Here is a 23,538-nt window from a genome sequence, read left to right as displayed (position 1 = left end):
GTTTTATTCACCCACAACCACAACCGCATACATGCCAGGGTACGCTTTGAGCTCTTTGCAGTTAAAAGAAAGCTTCATTTTAAACGTATGTGCCATAGGGTTAGAACTAGGAATGATGGCTTCCACTTTTCCTTCGCTAATACACCCAATAGAAGGTATTTCTACACGCGCACGGTCTCCAATTTTTACACCACTAAGATAACTCTCTGCAATTTCTGTAGTAATTTTTAGTGAACTCAAATCTGCTAAAACAAGTGCTGGGACACCTGCGAGTGCCAGTTCCCCTGCTTTGATATGTTTTTCAATAACAACACTCTCATTGGGTGCTTTGATTTTGAGGTATTGGTATTGGTTTAAAACTTCTTGACGCTTTTGCTTTGCTTGTGCTATCTGCTTCTGCGCTATCTCTACCATTGCTTTGAAATTATTCGCTGAGAGTTCGAGGTTTTCCACTTCATATTTTGCAACCATATCTTTGGCAAGCAAACGTTGGTAGCGTTCTAAATTAAGCGCTGCGTTTTGGTATTGATTTTGATACATACGAAGATTTAACTCCGCTTGAGAAATAGCAAGATCACTCTGGGCAAGAGCCGTATCCACTTCTTTAGAATCGATACTGTAGAGTAAATCGCCTTTTTTGACGACATCTCCTTCATTGACATTGACCGTTTGAATAAACCCCATATAACGACTTGATAATGTCTTTTGATTTTCAGAGATAACACTTCCACTTAAATTCAAACTAGCCGCATTTAAGGATAGGCTGGCTATCAAACAGATAACCGTACTTTTTACATAGAAAGAAGATTTCATAACATTTCCTTACTGGCTAATTTTTGAAGCTCAAAGATCTTTTCATTGCGTGCATTTTGTACCTCTTTCAGTCTGAGTACTTTGCTAAGTTCTTCGGATTGCTTTATTAAAACATCATTGATTGAAACAAGTTTTTGCTCGTACCTACCTGCATAATTTTCATAAATCACATGAGCAAGATCAACCTCATTTTTCAAACTTTTTATCTCGTACTCATCATTTTTTATCTGTGTTTGAAGCTGCTTGAGATACAAAGCGATTTGTTTCTTTGCCAGTACTAACTGTTGGGAAGCTTTGAGGTTCTCTACCCGTGCTTTTTCGACATTATTTTTATCACTTCCACCATTAAAAAGATTCCATTTTATTTGAAGCCCTACAGTATAGGCATCATTTTTAGAAAAATCATTCATCAGTTTATCGTCACTACTACCGTAATTTGCAAAAGCCCCAACCTGAGGTAAAAATGCACTTTGCGCTAAAGCAATGTTCATCTTAGAGATTTCAACACCTTGCTCTGCTTTTTTAATATCCAGATTATCACTCAAAATGCGCTCATCCGTTATAGAAACGTCTTGCACCTCGTCATAATGCCCTTTAATAGCAGTAACCTCTTCGTCTACCAAAAAAGAGATGAAATGATATAAAAGCGTTCGATTAGCTTCCGCTTGAGCGATGAGTCTCTCTACATCTGAGTATTTGTTCTGTACCTCTAAGAGATCTACTTTTTTGACATACCCCTCTTCCATCATTGCTGCTGTTTTTGCTTCAAGTTTTTTAGTATTGGACGCAATAAGTTGTAAGTTGTAAAGATAGGTATCTAAAAGTGAAATCGCATAAAAACTTTTTTTGATTTCGTAAATTTTTTGAAGGCGTAATGATTCAAGATCAAGCGTGCTCATAGATTCTAATGCTTTTGTGATTTTGCCATATTGTTCTAGCTTTCCGCCTGTATAAAGAGGAAGTGTGTACTCTACTTTTGTTTGAAAATGGTTACGGTCTTTTGGATTATTGAGATCTTCAGGGGAAAGCATATAATTAGACCCATTGAATTGTTTAAAACCAAAATCAGCAAACGTCGCTTCACGTGATTGAAGTTTATATCCAAAGACATTCAGTGCATCATTACTGCGTAGTGCTGCTTGAGAGAGCTCTAAACTTCCGTAGTTAACTCCAAGAGCAGCTTGATGCTCTAATGTTTTAATTCTTTCATTAAATTTTGCAATCACAATTTCACTATTGTGTTCTTTTACTTTTTTGATCGCATCATCCAAACTTAGACCATCATCTCCAAAACAGAGATGAAATGCAAGTAAAGTAATCAGAAGGATTCGCATACAAAACCTTTTTATTCTTTTATTATTACTATTATATTATCAAACGTATAATATTTGTTTATTTACTGAAAAATATTAAGCAGATTGTTTTAGCTAAAGATAATAAAATTTTACTTTTATAATGCTACAAAAAGGCTTTAAAATAGGAGATAAAGAAAAATAAGTTAATTATATTTAAACAAAAGAAGGAAAGGAGTGCGCTTATAGCGTACTCCTCTATAAAATCAAATCAAAATTATAAAACAGCGTATTCAACCCATACACAAGTTTCAAGTTTATTGAGCTCAGCAATAATTTTCTTATCGATGTCAGTATCTACAAGAATAACTGCCATCGCAAATTGATGCGCACCGCGACCCAATCTAAAGTCTGCAATGTTAATGCCCTCTTTTGCCAAAATAGAGGCAATGTTAGCAATAACACCTGGTACGTCGTTATTTTTAAAGATAATCATTTTGCCTTTTGGTTTAAAGTCAAACTTGAAGCCATTGATGCCAACGATACGTTGTTCATCTTCTCCAAAGACTGTACCACTAATGCTTACGGCATCTTTATCAGTTGCTAAAATCAATGTTACTTTATTTTTATAGCCACTGGTACTTCCAAGAACTTCGAATTTACTTTCAATGCCCTTCTCTTTTGCAACAAACTCTGCGTTCACATAATTTACAGTCGTTTCATTGGTCTCTTTTAATGCACCAACGATACCAAATGTGAGAAGTGACTTGCCATGCTCGCCGATATCGCCCTCAAGTTCCAAACGGATTGATTTAATCGCTGAACGATTAAGCTGAGCAGCCAAAAAGCCCATTTTTTGAACCAATTCGAGGTATGGTTTCAAAGATGCTGGCATATCTTCCGCTTTGATCGGTAAATTAAGCGCGTTAGGATAACTAATACCGCGTGCTGCGCTAATAGCATTCTCTGCTGCTTGAATAGCAATTTTCTCTTGTGATTCTAGTGTATTTGCACCAAGGTGAGGTGTTACGCACACATTTTCAAGATCAAGTAAAGGATGGTTGGTTGCTGGCTCTTTTGAAAATACATCAATGCCTGCAAATGCGATTTTTTCGCTTTTAAGTCCCGCAACAAGCGCTTCTTCATTATACAAACCACCACGCGCACAGTTAATCAAACGAACACCATCTTTCATTTTTGCGATCTCATCGTGAGAGATCATATTCGTTGTTTCTTTGTTTTTTGGCGTATGAATGGTAATAAAATCACAACCTAGGATATCATCAAAATTTGTCGTATAAGTCATTCCAAGATCGGTTACTTTTGAAGCAGAAATGTATGGATCATATGCAACAATTTCCATGCCAAAAGATTTTGCACGAATAGCTACACGGCTTCCGATGTTACCAAAACCAATGACACCAAGGCGTTTTTCAGAAAGCTCAACACCGTACCATTTCTCACGATTCCATACACGATCAAGTTTAAGATGGTTGTTTGCATTTGGAAAACTTCTTGCACATCCAAGCATGTGTGCCATGGTAAGTTCTACTGCCGCGATTGTATTTGCTGTTGGTACGTTCATTGCGATGATACCGCGTCGGCTACATCCCTCTTGATCAACGTTATCTACACCAACACCTGCTCTAACAATTGCTTTGAGATTTGTTGCAGCATTTAAAAATTTTTCATCAACATCGGTTGAACTACGTGTAATTGCAACATCGCAATCACCAAGTATTTTAAGAAGCTCATCTTTTGGTACTTTTACGGCATCAATAACTTCGATATCTTTCTCAGTACGTAAGATTTCAAAACCTTTTTCATGTATCGCATCACACACAATGATTTTCTTTTGTTTCATAACCAAACCTCGACAATTTTTGATTTTATATCGTATTTTTCAAGTTCTAAAACAACATTTTCCAGTTGTTTCTCACTCTTTTCTTCTATATAGATGAGAGGAACCTTGTCTTCCTTTATCACCATATAGGGAAGGCGCAAAGAGGTGAGCGTTTGAATAATACAAAAAAGTGAGTAGCGATCCGCTCTATCAATCACCAAGCGAAACGATTTTACTTTTCCTACGCTACCATTTCTTTGACCAAACGCATCGATTTGCATAAAGAGCTCATTCACAGGAAATACAAATTCCCTAGCGTCTTTATGCGCCATCTCTTTGATCCACGCTTTTTGTGATGTTTCTTGTTTGATTTCTTGCGTTTTGTAAGGTTCGTACCTAGCGACCTCTACATTAACATCCACATCTTGATGTAGAAGTTTTGAAAGAAAAAACCCTACAGCTACGAAGAGGAGTAAAAAGAGTCCGCCAAGTACTTTTTTTTGCATCGCTTATTTCAATTGATCTTTAAGAATATCTCCAAGCGTCATTTTCTCTTCTTTATTGATCTCTTTTAACGCTTCTCTCTCTTTGAGTTTTGAAAGACGTCTAACAGAGAGGCGAATACGATTTTTCTTGTCATCAATAAAGGTAATAGCCGCTTCGATTTCATCGCCAATTTTTAGATCAGCTTCGTTGACTTGTCCTAAATCTTCTTTACGAATAAGTGCATCTACATTATCTTCAAGTTCAACAAAGATACCAAACTCTTTAATATCTCTGATTTTACCATGAACGATGTCACCATTCTCATGTGATTTTGCATATTTTTGGATTGGACTATCTTCAAGCTCTTTTTTGCTCAAAGATACTTTTTCGTTCTCTTCATCAATTTTTACAATTTTAACTTCAACAACATCGCCTACTGCAAACAATTCTTTGCATTTGTTGTTACGATCCCAAGAAGCATCTTCATTGTGTAAAAGACCTTCAATTCCACCGATTTTTACAAAAGCACCAAAGTTTGTAATCGTTGTAATTTCACCTTTAACAACATCACCTACTTTGAATTTTTTCATGAAATCATCAAATGGTTTTGGAAGGACATTTTTGAGTGATACGCGAAGTCTTCTCTCTTTAGCATCGATTTCAATAACTTCAACATCAACAACTTGACCTTCTTCGATATAATCGCGTGGGTGTTTGATGTTTTTATCCCATGAAATTTCAGAAATATGGAGGAAACCTTCAATATCATTTCCAAGATCAACAAACGCACCATATGGTTCGATATTGCTGATGGTTACTTGAATTGAATCACCTGTCTCTAATTCATCTTTGATTTCATCCCATGGATCTGGCATAGCTGCTTTTACTGAAAGAGATAAATGACGTTTATCTTTGTCATATTTGATCGCTTTAACAGGAATAACTTCACCTTCTTTATAAAGTGTACCAGGATTTACTGGACCTTTATAACTGATTTCGCTGTAGTGAACCAAGCCGTCAATTCCACCAACATCAACAAACATACCATAAGTTGTAATTTTTTTGATGGTTCCTTCAACTACTTCATCACGATCAATCAATTCTTGAACGATTTCTTTACGTTTTTTACGCTCATCATCTAAGAACTTTTTGCGAGAAACGATGATGGACTCTGTTTCATTATCAATTTTAATGATTTTAACTTTGAGTGATTTACCCATAAGCGCATTCATATCTTTTACAGCTGCCTGTGAACGTGGAAGGAAGAACTCAATGCCTTCTTTATTCTCAGCGATAAATCCACCTTTGTTTTTACCAGTGATTTTAACATCAAGAACAACATCGTCTTCTTCTTTAAAATCTGCGATGAACGACTTAATTCTATCTTTACGAAGGGCCTTTTTGTGCGAAACAGCTGGTCTTTCGTTTCTGAATCCTGTAATAACTACAGGGATTACATCTCCCACTTTGCATGTTATGTTGCCATTTTCATCTGTAACCTCAGATGCGTTCAATCGTCCTTCAGACTTCTTGCCCACATCAACAAGGATGACATCTTCTTTGATTGCTACAACAACACCATTGATGAGTGCATCTCTCTCAGAATCTTTAAAAGACTCTTCCAACATAGCCGCAAAATCCATCTCCTCATGCTCGTCTACGGCGTCAGTATGAACAGCTTTGTTCGCCTCATTTACCATTTTATACCCTTTTTGATTGATTTTTGACACATTTAGCTACATGTAAACATGTAAAAGTTGCCTATTATACTTTAATTTCGCTGATTTTTCCAACTATTTTTTCGATAATCCAATCAGGCGTTGAAGCACCCGCAGTCACACCACAAAGCGTTTTACCTGCAAACCAAGCTGGATCCAAATCTTTATCACTCTCTACTAAAAAACTATCTTCACAATACTCTTTGCAAATACTATGCAATTGCTTGGTATTAGAAGAGTTTTTGCCCCCAATAACAATCACCACATCCGCCTCTTTTGCAAGCTCTCGTGCAGCATCTTGGTTCTCAAAAGTCGCATTACAAATCGTATTAAAAACTCTCACTTCTTTGTATCGTGTTTCTAAATAATTGGTAATTTCTAAAAATTCACTAATTTTTCGCGTGGTTTGTGAAACGACTGCAATTTTATTGCCTTTAAATTTCACTTTTTCAAGCTCAGCAACGCTTTGTACCACATGTGCTCCATGGATGGCGTAGCTCTCAACCCCTTTGACTTCAGGATGGTCTGCATCACCAAAAATGACAATTTCATACCCTTCCATACTCATTTTTTCACAAATCTCTTGAGGTTTTGTCACGTAAGGGCATGTTGCATTGATGACTTGAACATCACTTTTAACGAGTGTTTCAAGGTCTTTTTTAGGGATACCATGCGTACGAATAATAGCTTTATCTACATCTTTAGCTTCAGAAATATCATGCAGTGTTTTAACATTAAAATTTTCACGTAAACGATTAATCTCTTCATTATTGTGAATCAGCGGTCCGATCGTTGAAGCATTCTTCGTATTTTCGGCAATTTTAATGGCTCGTTTTACTCCGAAACAAAAACCGTAGCTAGAAGCGAGTTTAATTTTCATTGGTTAACAGTTCCTATTTGAGCAAGAAGCTCAATAAAATTTGGGAAAGAGGTGTTAATACAGTCAATATCTTCGATAATCATTGGTGTTTTTGTTCCTGCAATAGCAAAACTCATTGCAATTCTATGGTCTCCAAAACTATTGATAGTAGCACTGTGTAATGCACTGCCAGTAACTTCATAGCCATCTTCAAATTCTTCAACAGCGATGCCACATAAACGAAGATTTTTCACAACACTAGAAATTCTATCGCTCTCTTTGACGCGAAGTTCCTGTGCATTTTTAACAAGGCTTTTTCCTTGTGCACATGCAAACGCAATAGAAAGCGCAGGCAGTTCATCAATAAGCCATGAAATATTTTCACTTACTTCAACACCATGCAAAGCTTTGCCTTTGATAATAATATCGCCAACACTTTCATACACGTTTTCTTTTTCAACAAATAAAACCTCAGCGCCCATACGCTCAAGTACTTTATACGCCTCAATTCGTGTTGGATTTAAAAGCATATTGTGGAGTGTAACGGAGCTTCCTTCATTAATGGCTGCAGCAACAGCAAAGAAAAAGCCACTAGAAGGATCACTCGGGACTCTCATATGAAGAGGTTTAAGTGGTGTCGTTTGAGGATGAATCGTTACATTTAATCCATCAGAAATGACATTTGCACCCATACCACGAAGCATTCTCTCACTATGGTCACGGCTCAGCTCTGGTTCACTAAATGTAGAGATACCATCTGCTTGAAGCGCTGCTAAAATAAGTGCGCTTTTGACCTGTGCAGAAGCAATTTTACTCTCATAATGAAAGGCTTTAAGCGTTTCACCGCGAATGCCCAATGGTGCATAATTGCCATTGTTCCTACCATCAATATGCGCACCAATCTCACGCAAAGGGTCAGCCACACGACGCATAGGGCGAGAACAAAGATATTTGTCACCGTATAAAACAAAGAAACCTTTACAACTTGAGAGAAAGCCCATCAAAAGGCGTATAGCAGTGCCTGAATTGCCACAATCAAGAATGAGTGGAGGCTCTACAATACTCGTTGGTGGTGTAATCGTCAGTGTTCCATCTTCAGCTGTTTCAACATCTGCTCCTAAAGATTGCACGATACTTAATGTGCACATAGTATCTTCAGCAGGTAAGTAGTTTTTGACATGAGAGGGTTTGTCACTTAAAAGTGAAAAAATCGCACAGCGATGTGAGATAGACTTATCGCTGGCAATTTGATCGGTTATAAACTCAAAAGAGGCTTTGGGGTTTACATGTAATGTTTTCATCGGATAGTAATTCCAAATTTTTCTTGAATTTTTGAAAGCAATGCCTCAACCATAGAAGCGATTTCTTCTTCTTCAAATGTTTTATCCATCGACTGAAATTGAAGCTTAAGTGTAAGACTAACTTTATCACCAAGACTTTCATGCACGTAACGATCGATAACGGCAAATTTAACCAAAGCTTTTGGTGCAATAGAAGCAATAAAACTCTCTAATTCAGAATACTGCATTTTTGCATCAACTAAAAGGCTTAAATCACGAGAAGAAGATGGAAGTTTAGAGTACTCTTTTGCAATTTTACGCTTGTATGAAAGTGCATCAAAATCTAATTCACAAATATAGGTTCTATCTAAGTCAAGCTCTTTTTCGACTTGAACATTCACACGTGCCATATAGCCAGCTTCTACGCCATCAATCATTACACGTGCTGCCTCATATGGGCTGCAAAGACCATTAACATCGCTAAGTGGAAGCAGTGTAAAGTTACCTAAAATACTTTGAATTTTTCCAGCGAATGCAAAGAAATCGATTTCAGTTGGTTTTCCATGGTTAGCAATTTCAGGAATACCATTTTCCCCACTAAACACAAACGCTATTTTTTTGCTCTCATTTCTTTCGCTATCAAAAACGCTACCCACTTCAAATAGGGCTACACGCTTTTTACCAAATTTAAGGTTGTTTGAAACAGCACTTAAGATATTTGGTAACAGTGAACTTCGTAACGTATTTAACTCACTCGTAATAGGATTTGCAACCTCTAATGCTTCATTTAGAAGTGGCAAATGGAATTTTTTAGCATTCTCTGCATCATCAAACACAAAGTGCAATGTTTCAAAAAAGCCAGCAGATACTGCACGATGACGATACATCTGTCTTTTTTTGAAGTTTAGGTAAGGCTGATTAATTTTCAATTGTTCTGCAAATACAAATGGCTTAGAAGTAATATTATCAATCCCTACAATACGTACGATCTCTTCACAAATATCTTGTGTATTGAGGACGTCTGATCTAAATTGTGGGATTTTGACATTCATAACATCTTGCTCAAATGCAAAATTTACGCCAAATCCTAAATGTTTTAAAATCTTAATAATTCGACTTTTAGGAATTTCTTCACCAATCATTTGTGTTAATTCACTCTGATGAATGTTAATAATTTTTTCTTCAAAATCTTGTGTAATTTGTTGAGAATCCGCATAAGGCATTACTTGTGAACGCTTTGTAAGCATTTTAAAAAAGTAATTCAATCCAAAGGCAAGATGGGGTTCACTTCCTCTGGAAGATCGGTAAAGATGTTTGTCACCACCCAATTTTTTATTGGCACTCCTAGATGCAATAATTTCAGGGTGAGTATAATTAGCTTCAACAATAATGCGTTCATCCATCGCTGTTGCTTTACACTCTACTATTTGTGTTATACCTGTAATAGCCACTTTTTGACCATTCAAACCAAAAATTGCATCTAAACCATTTTCATCTTTAGCAATTGCAATTTTTGCTTTTTCATCTTTTGCACCAAAACAGCTTTGATTGTATGCGCGAAGCAAAACACCTGTTACATAGGTCGAATAATCAATTAATTTACCAAGAAGACAGCTATTATCAATCTCTGCAAATCCTAAACGAAGTTGAATAAGAAGTGGGACGTCAATCTCTTTATTATCAAACACTTTATACATATAAGAGCCATCCAGAGCTTCGCTTCCATGAAGATGAAGTACTCTTCCAACGCCTGGTTGTTTTTCTTCTTCCTCTTTACTGCCTAATGTTTTCACTTCAAGATCAAAATAAACACTAAGATCTCGAGCAACACCATAAATACTTTGGCAATCTCCACGATTTGGTGTCAAACCAATTTCAATCACATCATCATTAATAAGTGGATATTCACAAAGAGGTTTTCCAATTTCAAGTTTACCAATACTCTCATCTAAGATCATGATGCCATCATTGATTTTAGGAAGCCCAAGCTCTGTAGAAGAGCAGATCATGCCGCAAGACTCAACATCTCTCAGTTTTGCTTTTTTAATTTTTAATCCGCCAGGAAGTTCAGCGCCAATCAATGCAACGGCAATCATCTGTCCTGCTGCAACGTTTTTAGCGCCACATACAATTTGTTGAACATTCTCTCCAACATCCACTTGGCATACATTGAGTTTATCTGCATTAGGGTGTTTCTCGCAAGAGATTACTTTTCCTACAACAACATTTTGAGGGATTCTTATTTTTGTCAGTCCATCGACTTCCAAACCAATAGCATTGAGTGCTAGTGAAATTTTATCGGTATCAATCGCACCTAAATCAATCCATTCATTTAACCATTGTTTTGTTACTATCATCTCAATTGCTCCAATAATCTCAAATCACCCTCAAATAAAGATCGTAAATCTGGAATTTGATGTAAAAGCATTGCGAAGCGCTCAACACCAAGACCGAAAGCATACCCACTTACATCTTTATAGCCTACGGCTTTAAATACGTTTGGATCAACAACACCACAACCAAGTACTTCAAGCCAGCCAGTGTGTGAACACACTCTACATCCTTCGCCATGGCAGAAGATACAGCTAATATCTGCTTCTGCACTTGGCTCCGTAAATGGGAAGAAGCTAGGACGGAAACGAACTTTTACGTCACCAAACATATATTTCAAAAAGTCTTCAAGAATAAATTTTAGGTTAGCAAATGAGACTTTTCCTGCCTTATCAACAACAAGTCCTTCTACTTGATGAAACATTGGCGTATGGGTGATGTCAAAATCACGTCTAAAAACTGCTCCTGGACAAATCATACGAATAGGTGCTTTTTGTTTGAGCATTGTTCTAATTTGAACAGGTGAAGTGTGTGTGCGAAGAAGCATTGAATCTTTAAAATAAAACGTGTCTTGCATATCACGCGCTGGGTGATACTTTGGAAGATTTAGTGCTTCAAAGTTATGGAAATCATCCTCAACTAAAGGACCTTCTTCAATCGAAAAGTTCATGCTTACAAAATATTCAATAATTTTATCCATCGTATCCATAACAGGATGCAAAGCACCAGCACTGCTCTCTTGATTGAACAATGTCACATCAACACTGCTTTTACGCATCTGCTCTTCAATCATAATTGTTTCTAGTGCACTCTTTTTCTCATTGAGTCGTTCTAAAAAATTTTCTTTATTAATATTGAGATTTTGAGCAAACTCTTTTTTAGCATCACCTTCAAGCTTTTTAAGCTCTTCAAACTGTGCCGCAAAATATCCTTTTTTACCAAAAAGAGAGACGCGCATCTTTTCCAATTCAACGAGCGATGTACACGCTGCTATCGCATTTTCCATATCTTTCAAAGGGTTACCTTTCATTCACGAGCATTCATGGCGCTCTTAAGTCTAATAAGAAGCTCATTTTAGTCAAACTTTAATTATAAAAGGTTAAAATCTAATGTTTATTCTAAATACTGGCACATTGATTGCACGCTTTTAGAGTTTCAATCTATCAAGATCATAAAATAAGGAGAAAGCTATGACTATCTTTAGTAAAATTGTAAGCGGTGAAATTCCTTGCAACAAAGTACTTGAAAATGAGGAGTTCTTAGCGTTTCATGACATTAATCCAAAAGCGCCTATTCATATTTTAATTATTCCCAAAAAAGAGTATAAAAATTTCCAAGAAGTTGACCCAAAAATCATGGTGGGGTTAACAGAATTTACACATCAAGTTGCAAAACTTCTAGGGCTTGATGAGAGTGGTTATCGCTTAATTACAAATAATGGTAGTGATGGTGGACAAGAGGTAATGCATCTTCATTTTCATCTTTTAGGTGGTGCAAAACTTTCATGGAATCACTTAAGCGACAGCGATTCACACAAATTTTTATAACATCATAGAAGAGGTTTTCACCTCTTCTTACTTTTCTTATCTACGTGCTTTCATCCACGTTTCAAAAATTTCAATTTGTTTACATGTAGAAGAAACTGCTGTTCCTCCTTGAGAAGTACGTGCATTCATTGAATTGACCAAAGAGAGATACTCACATACATCATTTCCAATACGTGGATCAACTTTTTGAAGTTCAGTGACACTCATTACGCTTAAATCAATTCCTAAGCTCTCTGCATGCGCTACTGCACGTCCTGTAATAAAATGTGCTTCACGGAATGGAATATCGCATTTTTGTACTAAATAATCTGCTAAATCGGTTGCACTAAGATGCCCTACTTCGCAGGCTTGCTTCATACGATCAACATTAATTGTCATTGTTCGTACCGCTTCTTTGAGGATATTAAGAGACATGTAAACGGTTTCGACACTGTCAAATACACCCTCTTTATCTTCTTGCATATCTTTATTATAAGCTAATGGCAATCCTTTGAGTACCGTCAATAACGAGATAAGATTGCCATTGACGCGACCTGTTTTACCACGTAAAAGCTCTGGAACATCAGGATTTTTCTTTTGAGGCATAATAGAACTACCCGTTGAGTATTCATCACTGAGTGTCACAAACTTAAACTCGTAACTTGACCATAGTATAAGCTCTTCCGCAAAACGAGAAACATGCATCATAATAGTTGAAATATTGAAAAGAATCTCTAGTGCAAAGTCACGATCACTCACCGTATCAAGACAGTTTACACTGACACTATCAAAGCCTAAAAGTTGCGCTACATACTCTCTATCAATGTTGTGTGGTGTTCCAGCAAGTGCGGCACAGCCAAGAGGTAAAACATTGTTACGCTGATATGAACTTTCCAGTCGTTCAATATCACGTTTGAACATCGAAACGTATGCTAAGAGATGAAATGCTAAGTTGATAGGTTGTGCATGTTGAAGATGTGTCATACCAGGGAGTAATGTTTGAGTATGTTCTTTTGCAATATTCATCAATACATCAATCACCTCTTCTAAAACATGAACAATGATTAAAGTCTGCTTTTGCACATACTGCCTAAAATCAACTGCAACTTGATCATTACGACTTCTTGCCGTGTGTAAGCGCTTACCTGCTTCACCAATTAAATCAATCAGCCTCGTTTCAACAGACATATGAATATCTTCATGGGCAATATCAAAAACAAATATTCCCTCTTCGATCTCTTTTTTAATTTGTAATAACCCACGAGCGATTTGATCGGCTTCATCTTGTGTGAGAATACCTTGTTTTGCTAGCATCGTTGCATGTGCAATCGAGCCTTTGATATCCTCTTCGTATAATTTTTTATCAAAAGGTAATGAAGCATTAAATTCATCGAGAAGTGCTGCTCCACTTGCGGCGAATCTGCCAGACCATAGCTTTGACATTAAGAAATCTCCTTGATTGTAAAAAAGTACAGGAGTGTTAAACCCCCGTACGTGTCATGTTAGAATTAGAGTTTTGGACCAGCGCTCGAAAAATCAGAATCAGCGGTAATATACTTTTTAAAATTCTCAATAAACATTTCAGCAAGTTCATCTCTGGTTGCATCATAAAGACTTTTGTTTTCCCAAGTATTTTTAGGATTTAAAATTTCAGTTGGTACACCATCTAATGCTTTTGGCACTTGAATGTTGAAAACAGGAATACTTTCAAATTCACATTCATTGATACTACCATCCAAAATTGCGTTGATACATGCACGTGTCGCTTTAATGCTCATACGTTTACCAACACCATAACTACCACCAGTCCAACCTGTGTTCACCAAATAAACATCAACATTGTGTTTTGCAATTTTTTCACCTAAAAGCTTCGCATAAGCAGTTGGATGTAGTGGCAAGAACGCCTCACCAAAACATGCACTAAATGTTGCTACTGGCTCAGTAATACCACGCTCAGTTCCCGCAACTTTAGCAGTATATCCACTTAAGAAGTAGTACATTGCTTGCTCTTTTGTGAGTTTTGACACTGGAGGTAAAACACCAAATGCATCAGCACTTAGAAAAATAATTTTTTTAGGGTGACCCCCTTGGAGGCTTTTTTCATGATTGTCAATGTGATAAATAGGGTAAGAAACACGAGTATTTTCTGTTTTTGAAGCATCTGCATAATCTACTTCTTTGTTGTCATTAATAACAACATTTTCTAAAAGAGCATCTTGACGAATTGCACCATAAATTTCAGGCTCACTGCTTGGGTCAAGATTGATACATTTTGCGTAACAGCCACCCTCAAAGTTAAAGACGCCTTCATCATCCCAACCATGTTCATCATCACCAATCAATTTACGTTTTGGGTCTGTTGAAAGTGTTGTTTTACCTGTTCCTGAAAGACCGAAGAAAAGAGCTGTGTCACCTTTTTCACCAACATTTGCAGAACAGTGCATCGAAAGTTTACCCTCTAATGGCAACCAGTAGTTCATCATAGAGAAGATACCTTTTTTAATCTCTCCACCGTACCAGGTACCACCAATAATCGCAATATTTTCTTCAACATTGAAAACTACAAATACATCAGAATGAAGACCATGTTTTTTATAATCTTCGTTTGACATTTTACACGCATTATAAAGTACAAAATCTGGTTTAAAATGAGCAAGTTCTTCTTCATTTGGGCGAATGAACATATTTTTTACAAAATGAGCTTGCCATGCAATTTCGGTAACAACACGAATACTTTTACGACTTGCCAAGCTGCCGCCACTGTAAGCATCTTGAACATATATATCTTTACCAGAGAGTTGTTGTTTTACTTTAGCGAAAAGTTCATCGAAAACCTCTTTGCTAATCTTCTGGTTCATTTTTCCCCATGCGATATATTTGTTAGAAGGTTCTTGATCTACAAAATATTTATCTTTCGGGCTTCTTCCAGTAAAAATTCCTGTATCTACACTAAATGTGCCATTGCTTGTAAGATGACCTTCATTGTTTGCAATTTCATGCTTTAAAAGTTCATCATAGCTTAGGTTATAGTGAATCTTACCAATATTGGTTAAGCCTAACTTTTCAATTTCATTAATCTTCGACATAGTATTTATATCCTCAAAACGTTTTTTTAAAAATAGACAACAGCATCTATGCTGCAACCGCAGAGCCAATGAGACCTGCCACACTAGGACCCATTGAAAGCATATTCACTGGATCTTTTTTTAGACCTTTTACACGATTCTCCTTCTCTTGTTCAAAACAAGAGAAGGAGAGTTTTACGATACTTTACGAACCAATCTCATTTATAAAGTTACAAGAACTTGGTTGTTAACGATTGTATCACCTTGTTTTACTTTTACACTACTAACAACGCCATCTTCTGGAGAAGTTACTTCAATCTCCATTTTCATTGCTTCAATCACAATAACAGGCTGCCCTTTTTTGACTTTATCACCCTCATTAACAAGCACTTTAAAGATAGACCCTGGTAATCCTGCTTTAATCTCACGACCACCATTTGTATTCGATGCAGCAGCACTACAAGAAGCAACGCCTTCTTCAGCACCATCTTTTACATCGATAATATACACTTCTCCATCAATAACAAATGTTGTATCGTTACCTTCTGATCTTACATGGTATTTTTGACCATTTACAGTGACTGTAAACTCTGAACTACCTGTTGATGCGGCTGGAGTTGCTGGTTTTTCTTTCTCAATTTTACGAACATTGACTTTTGCTTCGCCTTTTAAGAATGCAATACCTTTTTCTTTACACGCAGCTGCAATCAATAAGTTTTCATCAGTCACTGTAAGATTCGCTTCTTCAAGCATTTTTCTTACATGAGAAAGTGATTTAGTCTCGTCTGCATCGGCAAGTTCAAGAGCATTTTTAGTTGTTGGTTCAAGTTTAAGTTGTTGACTCGCAAGTGCTACAACCTCTGCATTAGGAGTAACAGGAGTTCTTCCAAAATAACCAAGTACCATTTTGCCGTATCCCTCAGCAATTTTTACCCAAGGACCGAACATAACATTGTTAAATGCTTGTTGGAAATAGAATTGAGATACAGGAGTAACACTTGTACCATATCCACCTTTTTCAACCACTTCACGCATTGCCTTAATCACTTCTGGGAATTTGTGAAGGATGTTATTGTCACGAAGCATTTGAGTATTGGCAGTTAAAGCACCACCTGGCATTGGAGAAAAAGGGATAAGTGGAGAAACTTGTACAGCTTCTGGTGGCATAAAATAATCTTTTAAACAGTCTTGTAACACATCTTCGTACGTGAGAATTTTTTCAAGCTCAAGGCCACCAAGATCATAATCTTTACCTTTAACCGCATGAAGCATTGTTAAAATATCGGGTTGAGATGTACCACCACTTACAGGGGAAGCTGCAAGATCAATACCATCAACACCTGCTTCAAGTGCTGCTAAATAACAAGCAACACTGACACCTGCTGTTTCATGCGTGTGAAGACGTAAATGAGTTCCTTCTGGAACAAGTTTACGTGCCATTTTAAGAGTTTCATACACTTTTTGAGGACTTGAAGTACCACTTGCATCTTTGAAACAAATGCTATGATATGGGATACCTGAATCTAAGATCGCACGTAATGTTTTTTCATAAAACGCTACATCGTGCGCTCCCACACATTTAGGAGGAAGATCCATCATTGTAACAACAATCTCATGTTTAAGACCATGATGTACAATGCGTTCACCACTGTATTTAAGATTCTCTACATCATTGAGAGCATCAAAGTTACGAATAGTCGTTGTGCCATGTTTTTTAAACATTTTAGCATGAAGATCAATAAGTTCGCGATTACCTGTATCAAGCATCACAGTGTTAACGCCACGTGCTAATGTTTGGAGGTTTGCATTTGGACCAGCAATTTCTCTAAATTTGTCCATCATTACAAAAGCATCTTCATTGAGGTAGAAATAAAGACTTTGAAAGCGCGCTCCACCACCAAATTCAAAATGGCTAATACCTGCATCTCTTGCTGCGGCTACCGCAGGAAGAAAATCATCCATAAGTACACGTCCACCAAAAACCGACTGAAACCCATCTCTAAACGTCGTATCCATCACATCGATGTATTTTTTAGCCATCTTACTTTGCCCTTTTTACTATTTTGATTTTGTTTTATGACCTAATAGAAGCAGCAACGGCTGCAACAACTGAGAAGTTACCTTTTTGAAATAATCCTTGGGTAGAATTACTTATAAAGACATTCCCCTCGCAAAGAGGAAAATATTTTATTATGCTTTTAACTAATGGCACCAAGACAACAGCCATTAAAGCTAAAAACACAAACACTGTGGAGATACCAGAAAATGAGAATTTCAAGATTTCCACAATTAGATTAACTTCCATAGACGCAACCCTTTTTGTTTAAATTTAACTAAAAAACATAGTCAAAATTTTAGTATTTTATCATTTTATTTATTAAATCAAACCTATGAAAAAGTGCTTTTAGAAGGTTAAAAGAGGGTCAATCTTTTCATGATAAAACAATAAGATTGACCTCTTTTATATGAAGAAGTTTTTATGAAATTGCGCGTTCTAGTAGATAGAATAATGAACGATATTCGAGTCCGCTCTCTTCGCTCAAACCAATTTCACATGGTTTACCTGTTGAAAATGCTAGCTTTGTATCACTTGGAATAGATGCTTTTAAATGACGCAAAGCTGATTTGTTTAACTCTGGATAATTAAATCCACGATCTCCAGCAAAACCGCAACATGTAACATCTGCAGGAACTGTGACTTTAGAGCTACACAAACGTGCAATCTTCTCAAACTTGTCTGCTAGGCCCATTTTACGGGTGCTACAAATCGTATGAATCACAACAGGCTCATTGATTTGTCTAATGGTTAATTTATCTAAAAGATAATCGTGAATAAACTCAATAGGGTCATGCACTTTTAATCCTGTATCAAAATACTCCATCATTGTTTTTGTACATGAACTCATATCACACAAGATAGGATATTTTCCATTTTCACTTGCTTTATTGAGTGCTGCCTCTAACTCCATTGATTTTTGTTTGCCTTCAGCTTTATATCCCTTGCTAGAGAAAGGCATACCACAGCAGAGTGGCTTTAACTGTTCAGGGAAAATGACTTCATAACCTGCTTTTTCTAAAATACCAATAATGAGTTCATCTAACTCTTTCTCTTCACCTTTTGGCTTTGGATTTCCCATCGTACGATTTAAACAGGATGAAAAATAGACAACTTTTTCAGCAGCACCAAAGAGCTTTCGACTGTCCTTAAACGTATGTCCTCCTGGAAGGCTAGCTGTCCATAGTGGCAATTTATTTCCACTAAGTGCCGTAACACCTGCGCTCATTGCCTTCATCACACCATCAGGTATAACAGCGTTGACACCTTTTACAGCACTTAGTACAAAGCTACCAATACCTAAAACTGTTCCATAGTTATTGGCGATCATACCTGCAATTTTGTGTTGTGTTGGTGTAATTTGATGTGCGCGAATTTTCTTCGTTAAAGCACCCGTATCGATACCGACTGGACAAACAAGTGAACAGAGTGAACATGTCGCACATGTCTCTACTCCATCATATTGATAAAGCTTTTGCATCTCTTCAAATGCTTCCATTTCATCTTGATTTTTCAATGTTGTCATACGTCTATTGACAACAATACGTTGTCTTGGCGTTAGAGTAAGCGCATTGGAAGGGCATGCTGGCTCACAAAATCCACACTCAATACATTTATCAATATAGTCATCGGTCTTAGGCATTTCTTTGAAATTTTTCAGATGCGCTTTTGGATCTGCATTGATAATAACACCAGGATTTAAAAGTCCTTTCGGATCAAAAATCGCCTTAATCTCTTTCATAAGCACATAGGCATCATTACCCCATTCTAACTCAACAAATGGAGCCATATTACGGCCTGTTCCATGTTCTGCCTTGAGACTTCCATGATATTTTGTAGCGACCTGTTCTGCGACTTCTTGCATAAAATCTTCATAACGCTTAATCTCTTTAGGGTCTTCAAATGCTTGTGTAAAGACAAAATGAAGATTGCCATCTAGGGCATGTCCAAAGATGATAGCCTCGTTGTAGCCATATTTTTTGAACAACTCTTGCAACTCTAATGTTGCATCAGCCAGTGATTCGATAGGATATGCTACGTCCTCAATGATAACCGTTGTACCACTCTCACGCACTGCGCCAACAGCAGGGAAAAGTCCTTTACGAATTTTCCAATACTTTGTATATTCATACACATCTTTTGTAAAGTGTAATGGCATTTCTGGCTCAATATGTGCTAGTTTTTCTAAAATAACTGCGATATTTTCATCCAACTTTGCATCGTTTTCGGCACGACTCTCAACAAGAACTGCCGTTGCAGTAGGGCTTAGTGTCTTCAAAAAGCTTGGCATACCTTCTTTGTTTTCAACACTTCTAAGTCCCGCTCTATCCATCATTTCAGCAGCGGCAACATTTTCTTTACATTGTGTTTTAAGCACAATAACCGCATCACAGGCATCTTTAATATTTTTAAAGATCATTAAAGCACTGGCTTTATCTTTATACTCAGGAACCGTTTTAAATGTAATCTCTTTGATAAATCCAAGTGTGCCTTCACTACCAATCATGAGGTGAGCGATAATATCAATCGGATCTTCATAATCTACAAGTGCATTTAGACTATAACCACAGGTATTTTTGATTTTAAATTTTCGTACAATTTTTTCATGAAGCTCTGGATTGGCTCTTACTTCTTTTGCAAGAGTTCCAATGCGTTCTACAAGAGCATGGTGATACTGTTTAAATGCTTTAATACTCTCAGATGAACCTGTATCAAGCTCTGTACCATCATGAAAAATAATTTTCATCGACTCTAAGGTTTTATATGAATTGTCTGTCGTACCACAACACATACCGCTGGCGTTATTTGCAGCAATACCTGAAATCATTGCAGCACCAATACTCGCAGGATCTGGTCCGATTTTCTTACCATATGGGAGCAAATATGCATTCGCATCAGCACCAATAACAGAAGGTTGCATGGTGATCAAACTCACATCTTTATTGACGGATATTCCTCTCCAGTCACGTGATGTCACGATCAATATAGAGTCAGTAATCGCTTGTCCTGATAAACTTGTTCCAGCTGCGCGGAAAACAACAGGCAAAGAGAGAGACGAGCTGATTTTAAGGATTTGACTTACTTCATCGGCATCATTTGCCCAAATAACGACTTTAGGGATAAGCCTATAAAACGAAGCGTCTGTGCCATAGGCAATGGTGTGAAGAGGGTCTGTAAAAATTCTCTTCTCAGGGATAAAATTCACAATTTCATTATAGAAATTAAGGTAATTTCCACTCAATGGCATCCGAACATCCTTACAATATGGGGTTTTTAATCAGTGTAGCAATTTGGCATAAAAAACATATGACATTTATATGAAATTTTTTATAGGTAAAGTATACGAAGAAAAAAGGTGACATACTTTACCTACAAGTATAAAAGAAGCGAACTTTATTTTCTTAAATTTGCGAAGGCATTTACAGGTACTATTTCAATAACGTAAAATATAACCTACATCTACTACAGTCTCAATACATTCAAAAGGGATTTTTTTGCGTAATCGTCGCATGAGAGAGCGGATAGAATCCAGGCTTGCAAAATTACCTTCCCATACCATCGCTTGAATTTTATCAAATGTGACAACTTTTCCTTTTTCGCTAATTAATACATTCAATAACAGTTTTTCTTTCCGAGAAAGGTGTTCCTCTGTACTTCCAATACGCAATAAACTCGTTTTGAAATCAAACTGACAGTCATGACCTAAATCCACAATATCGTGGCGAATATTGCACAGTTTTTCAATTTTTATTTCTAATTCATCAATGAAGAAAGGCTTTTTTAGAAAATCATTACATCCATAGCTGTACGCGTCTTTAATCACTTCCAGCTCAACACTAGAACTAATAATAATGACTGGAGTTTCAGGATAAAAATCACGTATTTGTTTCAGAATTTCAATTCCATCGAGGCTAGGCACATTAATGTCTAGTATAAAACAAGTATAGCCATTATCTAGGGCATCATAAGCTTCTTGCCCATCAATAAAAAAGTCAACACTATACGCTTTTGCCTCTAGACGTTTGACGATGGTTGCATTGAGACGTGCATTGTCTTCTAAAAGTAAAATTTTCATTCTCCGCCTTTCGTATTGGGAACTAAAATTCTGAATTCAACCGTATTCGTACCTCTATTTTGAACACGAATACTACCACCCATTTTATCTTCAATAATCATTTTTGCCATATAGAGGCCAAGTCCCGTACCATTTTTTGTTGTTGTAAAGTACGGATCAAAAATAAATCCAATAATTTTCTCAGGAATAATGCCTCCATCATCACTCACGATGATTTTAGTATGGATGATTTCACGATCCACCTCGACAGTAATACTCCCTCCTTTTTTAGACTTAACAAGTTTATTTTTAGCGTTATTGATGACATTAATCAAAACTTGTTTAAACTCGTTTTCATAACCATAGACAGGGAATATCTCTTCATCTTTGAGATAATGTACACGCAAATCAATATGTGCATAAAAAATCTGTCGACCAATGATTTCAAGAACTTCATTCAATGCTTTTTTCGCACAAAAAAGTGTTTTTCGTGTTGATGGCTTAAGGAAATTTCTAAAATCTTTAAGCGTTTGTGACATATATTGTATCTGAATGATAGCATCTCGAACAAACTCTTTCATTTTAGTTCGATCCATTTCACCGCTATTAAAACAAAATTCCATATCTTGCATGATAGCAGAAAGTTCAACCAAAGGCTCGTTCCATTGATGTGCGACTCCTGCAATCATCTCACCCATTTCTGTTAGTTTTGATTGTTGAATCAAAAATTGTTGTTGTTGCATTCTTTCTGTCATATCATCCATGACACATACAATTCCACCAACACTTCCATCACTATTGCTATAAACAGCTTTACTGAGTGTAAAAAGTCGTGCTCTTTTTTTCGGAAGATGTAACATCAATTCTACGGTTTCAGAACCTTTATTTTCCAAAAGTTCAAGGTCATTTTTGCGTCTCTCTGAAGCCCATTCCCCAGGGTAAAAATCAAAAATAGTTTTTCCAATCATCTCTTCTTTTGTACGATCATACAGTCTTGCAAATGCGGTATTGCTACCAATATATTCCCCTGCAACATTTGTAAAATAGATTGGGTTGGGAATCGTATCGAGAAGAACTTTAATAAATTCAAGTTGGTTTTTAAGTGCTAATTCACTCTGTTTTCGAATACGTACATTTTGCATCAAAAAGAGTACTATCATGATAATTGCACTAAAAATAGCCGCAAATAGCCAAACATATTGTTTATACTCTTCATAAAAAGAGAATGGTTTATTGATAATTTCATAATTTTTTAGAACAGGAGAAGGATCAATTCTATGATTTTCAAGTTCTTTGTAATCAAACATATAACGGTTGGGGCTTTTTTCTACAATAGGAATATGACTCGGATCTTTCCCCGCAAAAATTTGATCCACGATTTTACAGGCAGCTTCTGCCTGAGAAGTCGCACTAGTTAAAAAACCGCCTACAATGCCGTAATCTAAATAAAAATCCCAAAGTCCATATATAGGTGTATTTGTAATTTTACGAATCTGTTGTAAATTATCTTTGTAGGTAAAAAATCGTCCTGTTTTATCTTTAAAAAGTAGAACCCACAAAATTGCACTATTTTTACCAAGCTCCGCAGTTTTTGAGGCGATCTCTTCCATATCCATACTATTGATATGCTCTATCTCGACACGGCTACGGTATTTTGACTCAACTGCATCAATCTCCTTACGGATAGCATCACCTGTAATAGACTGTTCATTAATCACCAAGATCTTATCTAATTCTGGTTGCAGTGCGAGCATTAAATCAAGATTTTTTTCTATATCAACATTTTCAACTACACCCGTGACTCGCTTTATTCCTTGAATCAAACTGTTTTCAAAATTATTGATACCAAGAAAAACAATAGGAGTATTTTTGAAGAGTTCTTCATAATGCTCTTGCACAAAAGCAAGAGCACTGTTATCAACTGCCATGACAATATCAAAACTATAATGTTTAAATCGTTCTTTGTAGTAATGATAAAACTCTTCTAAATATTCGGGGGTATCAACACGTTTGGTATCCATATAGACTGTCGATACAAATGTATTATCTTTATCTGAAAAATTTTTTTCAATAACTTTGGAGATATCATCACTCCATTTATATCCTTTATGATATGAATGAAGCAACAAAATATCTTTGGTATTTTGCGCCCAAAGTGTTCCGAAGAAAAGACATAAGAGGAAAAAAATCTTTCTCATAAGCAAGAAAAAGGATA

Annotated in this window: 17 protein-coding genes; 1 reads left to right on the top strand and 16 read right to left on the bottom strand. The window is 36.5% G+C overall.

Translation table 11 applies throughout. From position 1 onward, the window contains the following. Positions 1 to 3 precede the first annotated feature (3 nt). From UCH001_RS03520 to pheS, 9 genes are all read right to left on the bottom strand, one after another. The gene (locus UCH001_RS03520) at positions 4 to 813 is read right to left on the bottom strand and encodes an efflux RND transporter periplasmic adaptor subunit (protein WP_067174376.1); all 810 of its coding nucleotides are present in this window, start codon (positions 811 to 813) and stop codon (positions 4 to 6) included. Beyond that, positions 810 to 2,147, bottom strand: a complete 1,338-nt coding sequence (locus tag UCH001_RS03515) for a TolC family protein (protein WP_067174373.1) — start codon at positions 2,145 to 2,147, stop codon at positions 810 to 812. Before UCH001_RS03515 ends, UCH001_RS03520 begins: the two co-directional genes overlap by 4 nt. Before the next feature lie 235 nt (positions 2,148 to 2,382). Next, on the bottom strand, positions 2,383 to 3,969 hold the full coding sequence (gene serA, locus UCH001_RS03510) for a phosphoglycerate dehydrogenase (protein WP_067174371.1): 1,587 nt from the start codon (positions 3,967 to 3,969) through the stop codon (positions 2,383 to 2,385). Beyond that, the gene (locus tag UCH001_RS03505; protein WP_067174368.1) at positions 3,966 to 4,454 is read right to left on the bottom strand and encodes a hypothetical protein; all 489 of its coding nucleotides are present in this window, start codon (positions 4,452 to 4,454) and stop codon (positions 3,966 to 3,968) included. Before UCH001_RS03505 ends, serA begins: the two co-directional genes overlap by 4 nt. Before the next feature lie 3 nt (positions 4,455 to 4,457). Next, on the bottom strand, positions 4,458 to 6,134 hold the full coding sequence (locus tag UCH001_RS03500) for a 30S ribosomal protein S1 (RefSeq protein WP_067174365.1): 1,677 nt from the start codon (positions 6,132 to 6,134) through the stop codon (positions 4,458 to 4,460). 64 nt (positions 6,135 to 6,198) lie between these two features. Then, complete coding sequence (locus UCH001_RS03495) at positions 6,199 to 7,032, bottom strand: 4-hydroxy-3-methylbut-2-enyl diphosphate reductase (RefSeq protein WP_067174362.1); 834 nt, start codon at positions 7,030 to 7,032, stop codon at positions 6,199 to 6,201. Beyond that, on the bottom strand, positions 7,029 to 8,312 hold the full coding sequence (aroA, locus tag UCH001_RS03490; RefSeq protein WP_067174359.1) for a 3-phosphoshikimate 1-carboxyvinyltransferase: 1,284 nt from the start codon (positions 8,310 to 8,312) through the stop codon (positions 7,029 to 7,031). Before aroA ends, UCH001_RS03495 begins: the two co-directional genes overlap by 4 nt. Continuing rightward, positions 8,309 to 10,648, bottom strand: a complete 2,340-nt coding sequence (gene pheT / locus UCH001_RS03485; protein ID WP_067174356.1) for a phenylalanine--tRNA ligase subunit beta — start codon at positions 10,646 to 10,648, stop codon at positions 8,309 to 8,311. The genes aroA and pheT overlap by 4 nt, the downstream gene beginning before the upstream one ends. Further along, positions 10,645 to 11,637, bottom strand: a complete 993-nt coding sequence (pheS, locus tag UCH001_RS03480) for a phenylalanine--tRNA ligase subunit alpha (RefSeq protein WP_067178455.1) — start codon at positions 11,635 to 11,637, stop codon at positions 10,645 to 10,647. Before pheS ends, pheT begins: the two co-directional genes overlap by 4 nt. Positions 11,638 to 11,812: 175 nt before the next feature. Here pheS and UCH001_RS03475 point away from each other — a divergent pair, with 175 nt between their 5' ends. Next, a complete protein-coding gene (locus tag UCH001_RS03475) occupies positions 11,813 to 12,169 on the top strand; it encodes a histidine triad nucleotide-binding protein (protein ID WP_067174354.1) in 357 nt (118 codons plus the stop codon). 36 nt (positions 12,170 to 12,205) lie between these two features. Here UCH001_RS03475 and argH read toward each other — a convergent pair whose 3' ends face one another. The 7 genes from argH to UCH001_RS03440 form a co-directional block, all read right to left on the bottom strand. Further along, positions 12,206 to 13,591 carry an argininosuccinate lyase gene (gene argH / locus UCH001_RS03470; RefSeq protein ID WP_067174351.1) on the bottom strand — a complete coding sequence of 462 codons (1,386 nt, stop codon included), beginning with the start codon at positions 13,589 to 13,591 and terminating at the stop codon, positions 12,206 to 12,208. A gap of 65 nt (positions 13,592 to 13,656) precedes the next feature. Next, positions 13,657 to 15,234 (bottom strand): phosphoenolpyruvate carboxykinase (ATP), encoded by a 1,578-nt coding sequence (gene pckA / locus UCH001_RS03465; protein ID WP_067174337.1) that lies wholly within the window; start codon positions 15,232 to 15,234, stop codon positions 13,657 to 13,659. A 201-nt stretch (positions 15,235 to 15,435) separates the two neighbouring features. Beyond that, positions 15,436 to 17,253, bottom strand: a complete 1,818-nt coding sequence (locus tag UCH001_RS03460; RefSeq protein ID WP_067174331.1) for a biotin/lipoyl-containing protein — start codon at positions 17,251 to 17,253, stop codon at positions 15,436 to 15,438. Between the two features lie 34 nt (positions 17,254 to 17,287). Further along, positions 17,288 to 17,518 (bottom strand): sodium pump decarboxylase subunit gamma, encoded by a 231-nt coding sequence (locus UCH001_RS03455; protein WP_067174328.1) that lies wholly within the window; start codon positions 17,516 to 17,518, stop codon positions 17,288 to 17,290. A 172-nt stretch (positions 17,519 to 17,690) separates the two neighbouring features. Then, positions 17,691 to 20,516 carry an FAD-binding and (Fe-S)-binding domain-containing protein gene (locus tag UCH001_RS03450; RefSeq protein ID WP_067174327.1) on the bottom strand — a complete coding sequence of 942 codons (2,826 nt, stop codon included), beginning with the start codon at positions 20,514 to 20,516 and terminating at the stop codon, positions 17,691 to 17,693. A gap of 186 nt (positions 20,517 to 20,702) precedes the next feature. After that, complete coding sequence (locus UCH001_RS03445; RefSeq protein WP_067174324.1) at positions 20,703 to 21,344, bottom strand: response regulator transcription factor; 642 nt, start codon at positions 21,342 to 21,344, stop codon at positions 20,703 to 20,705. Next, positions 21,341 to 23,449 carry a sensor histidine kinase gene (locus UCH001_RS03440; RefSeq protein ID WP_231963960.1) on the bottom strand — a complete coding sequence of 703 codons (2,109 nt, stop codon included), beginning with the start codon at positions 23,447 to 23,449 and terminating at the stop codon, positions 21,341 to 21,343. The genes UCH001_RS03445 and UCH001_RS03440 overlap by 4 nt, the downstream gene beginning before the upstream one ends. Positions 23,450 to 23,538: the final 89 nt, after the last annotated feature.

The organism is Sulfurospirillum sp. UCH001 (genome assembly GCF_001548035.1).
In the GTDB taxonomy this organism is placed as follows: domain Bacteria; phylum Campylobacterota; class Campylobacteria; order Campylobacterales; family Sulfurospirillaceae; genus Sulfurospirillum.
The sequence above is the reverse complement of the archived record's forward strand: the minus strand, read 5'-3'. Positions and strand labels throughout refer to the sequence as shown.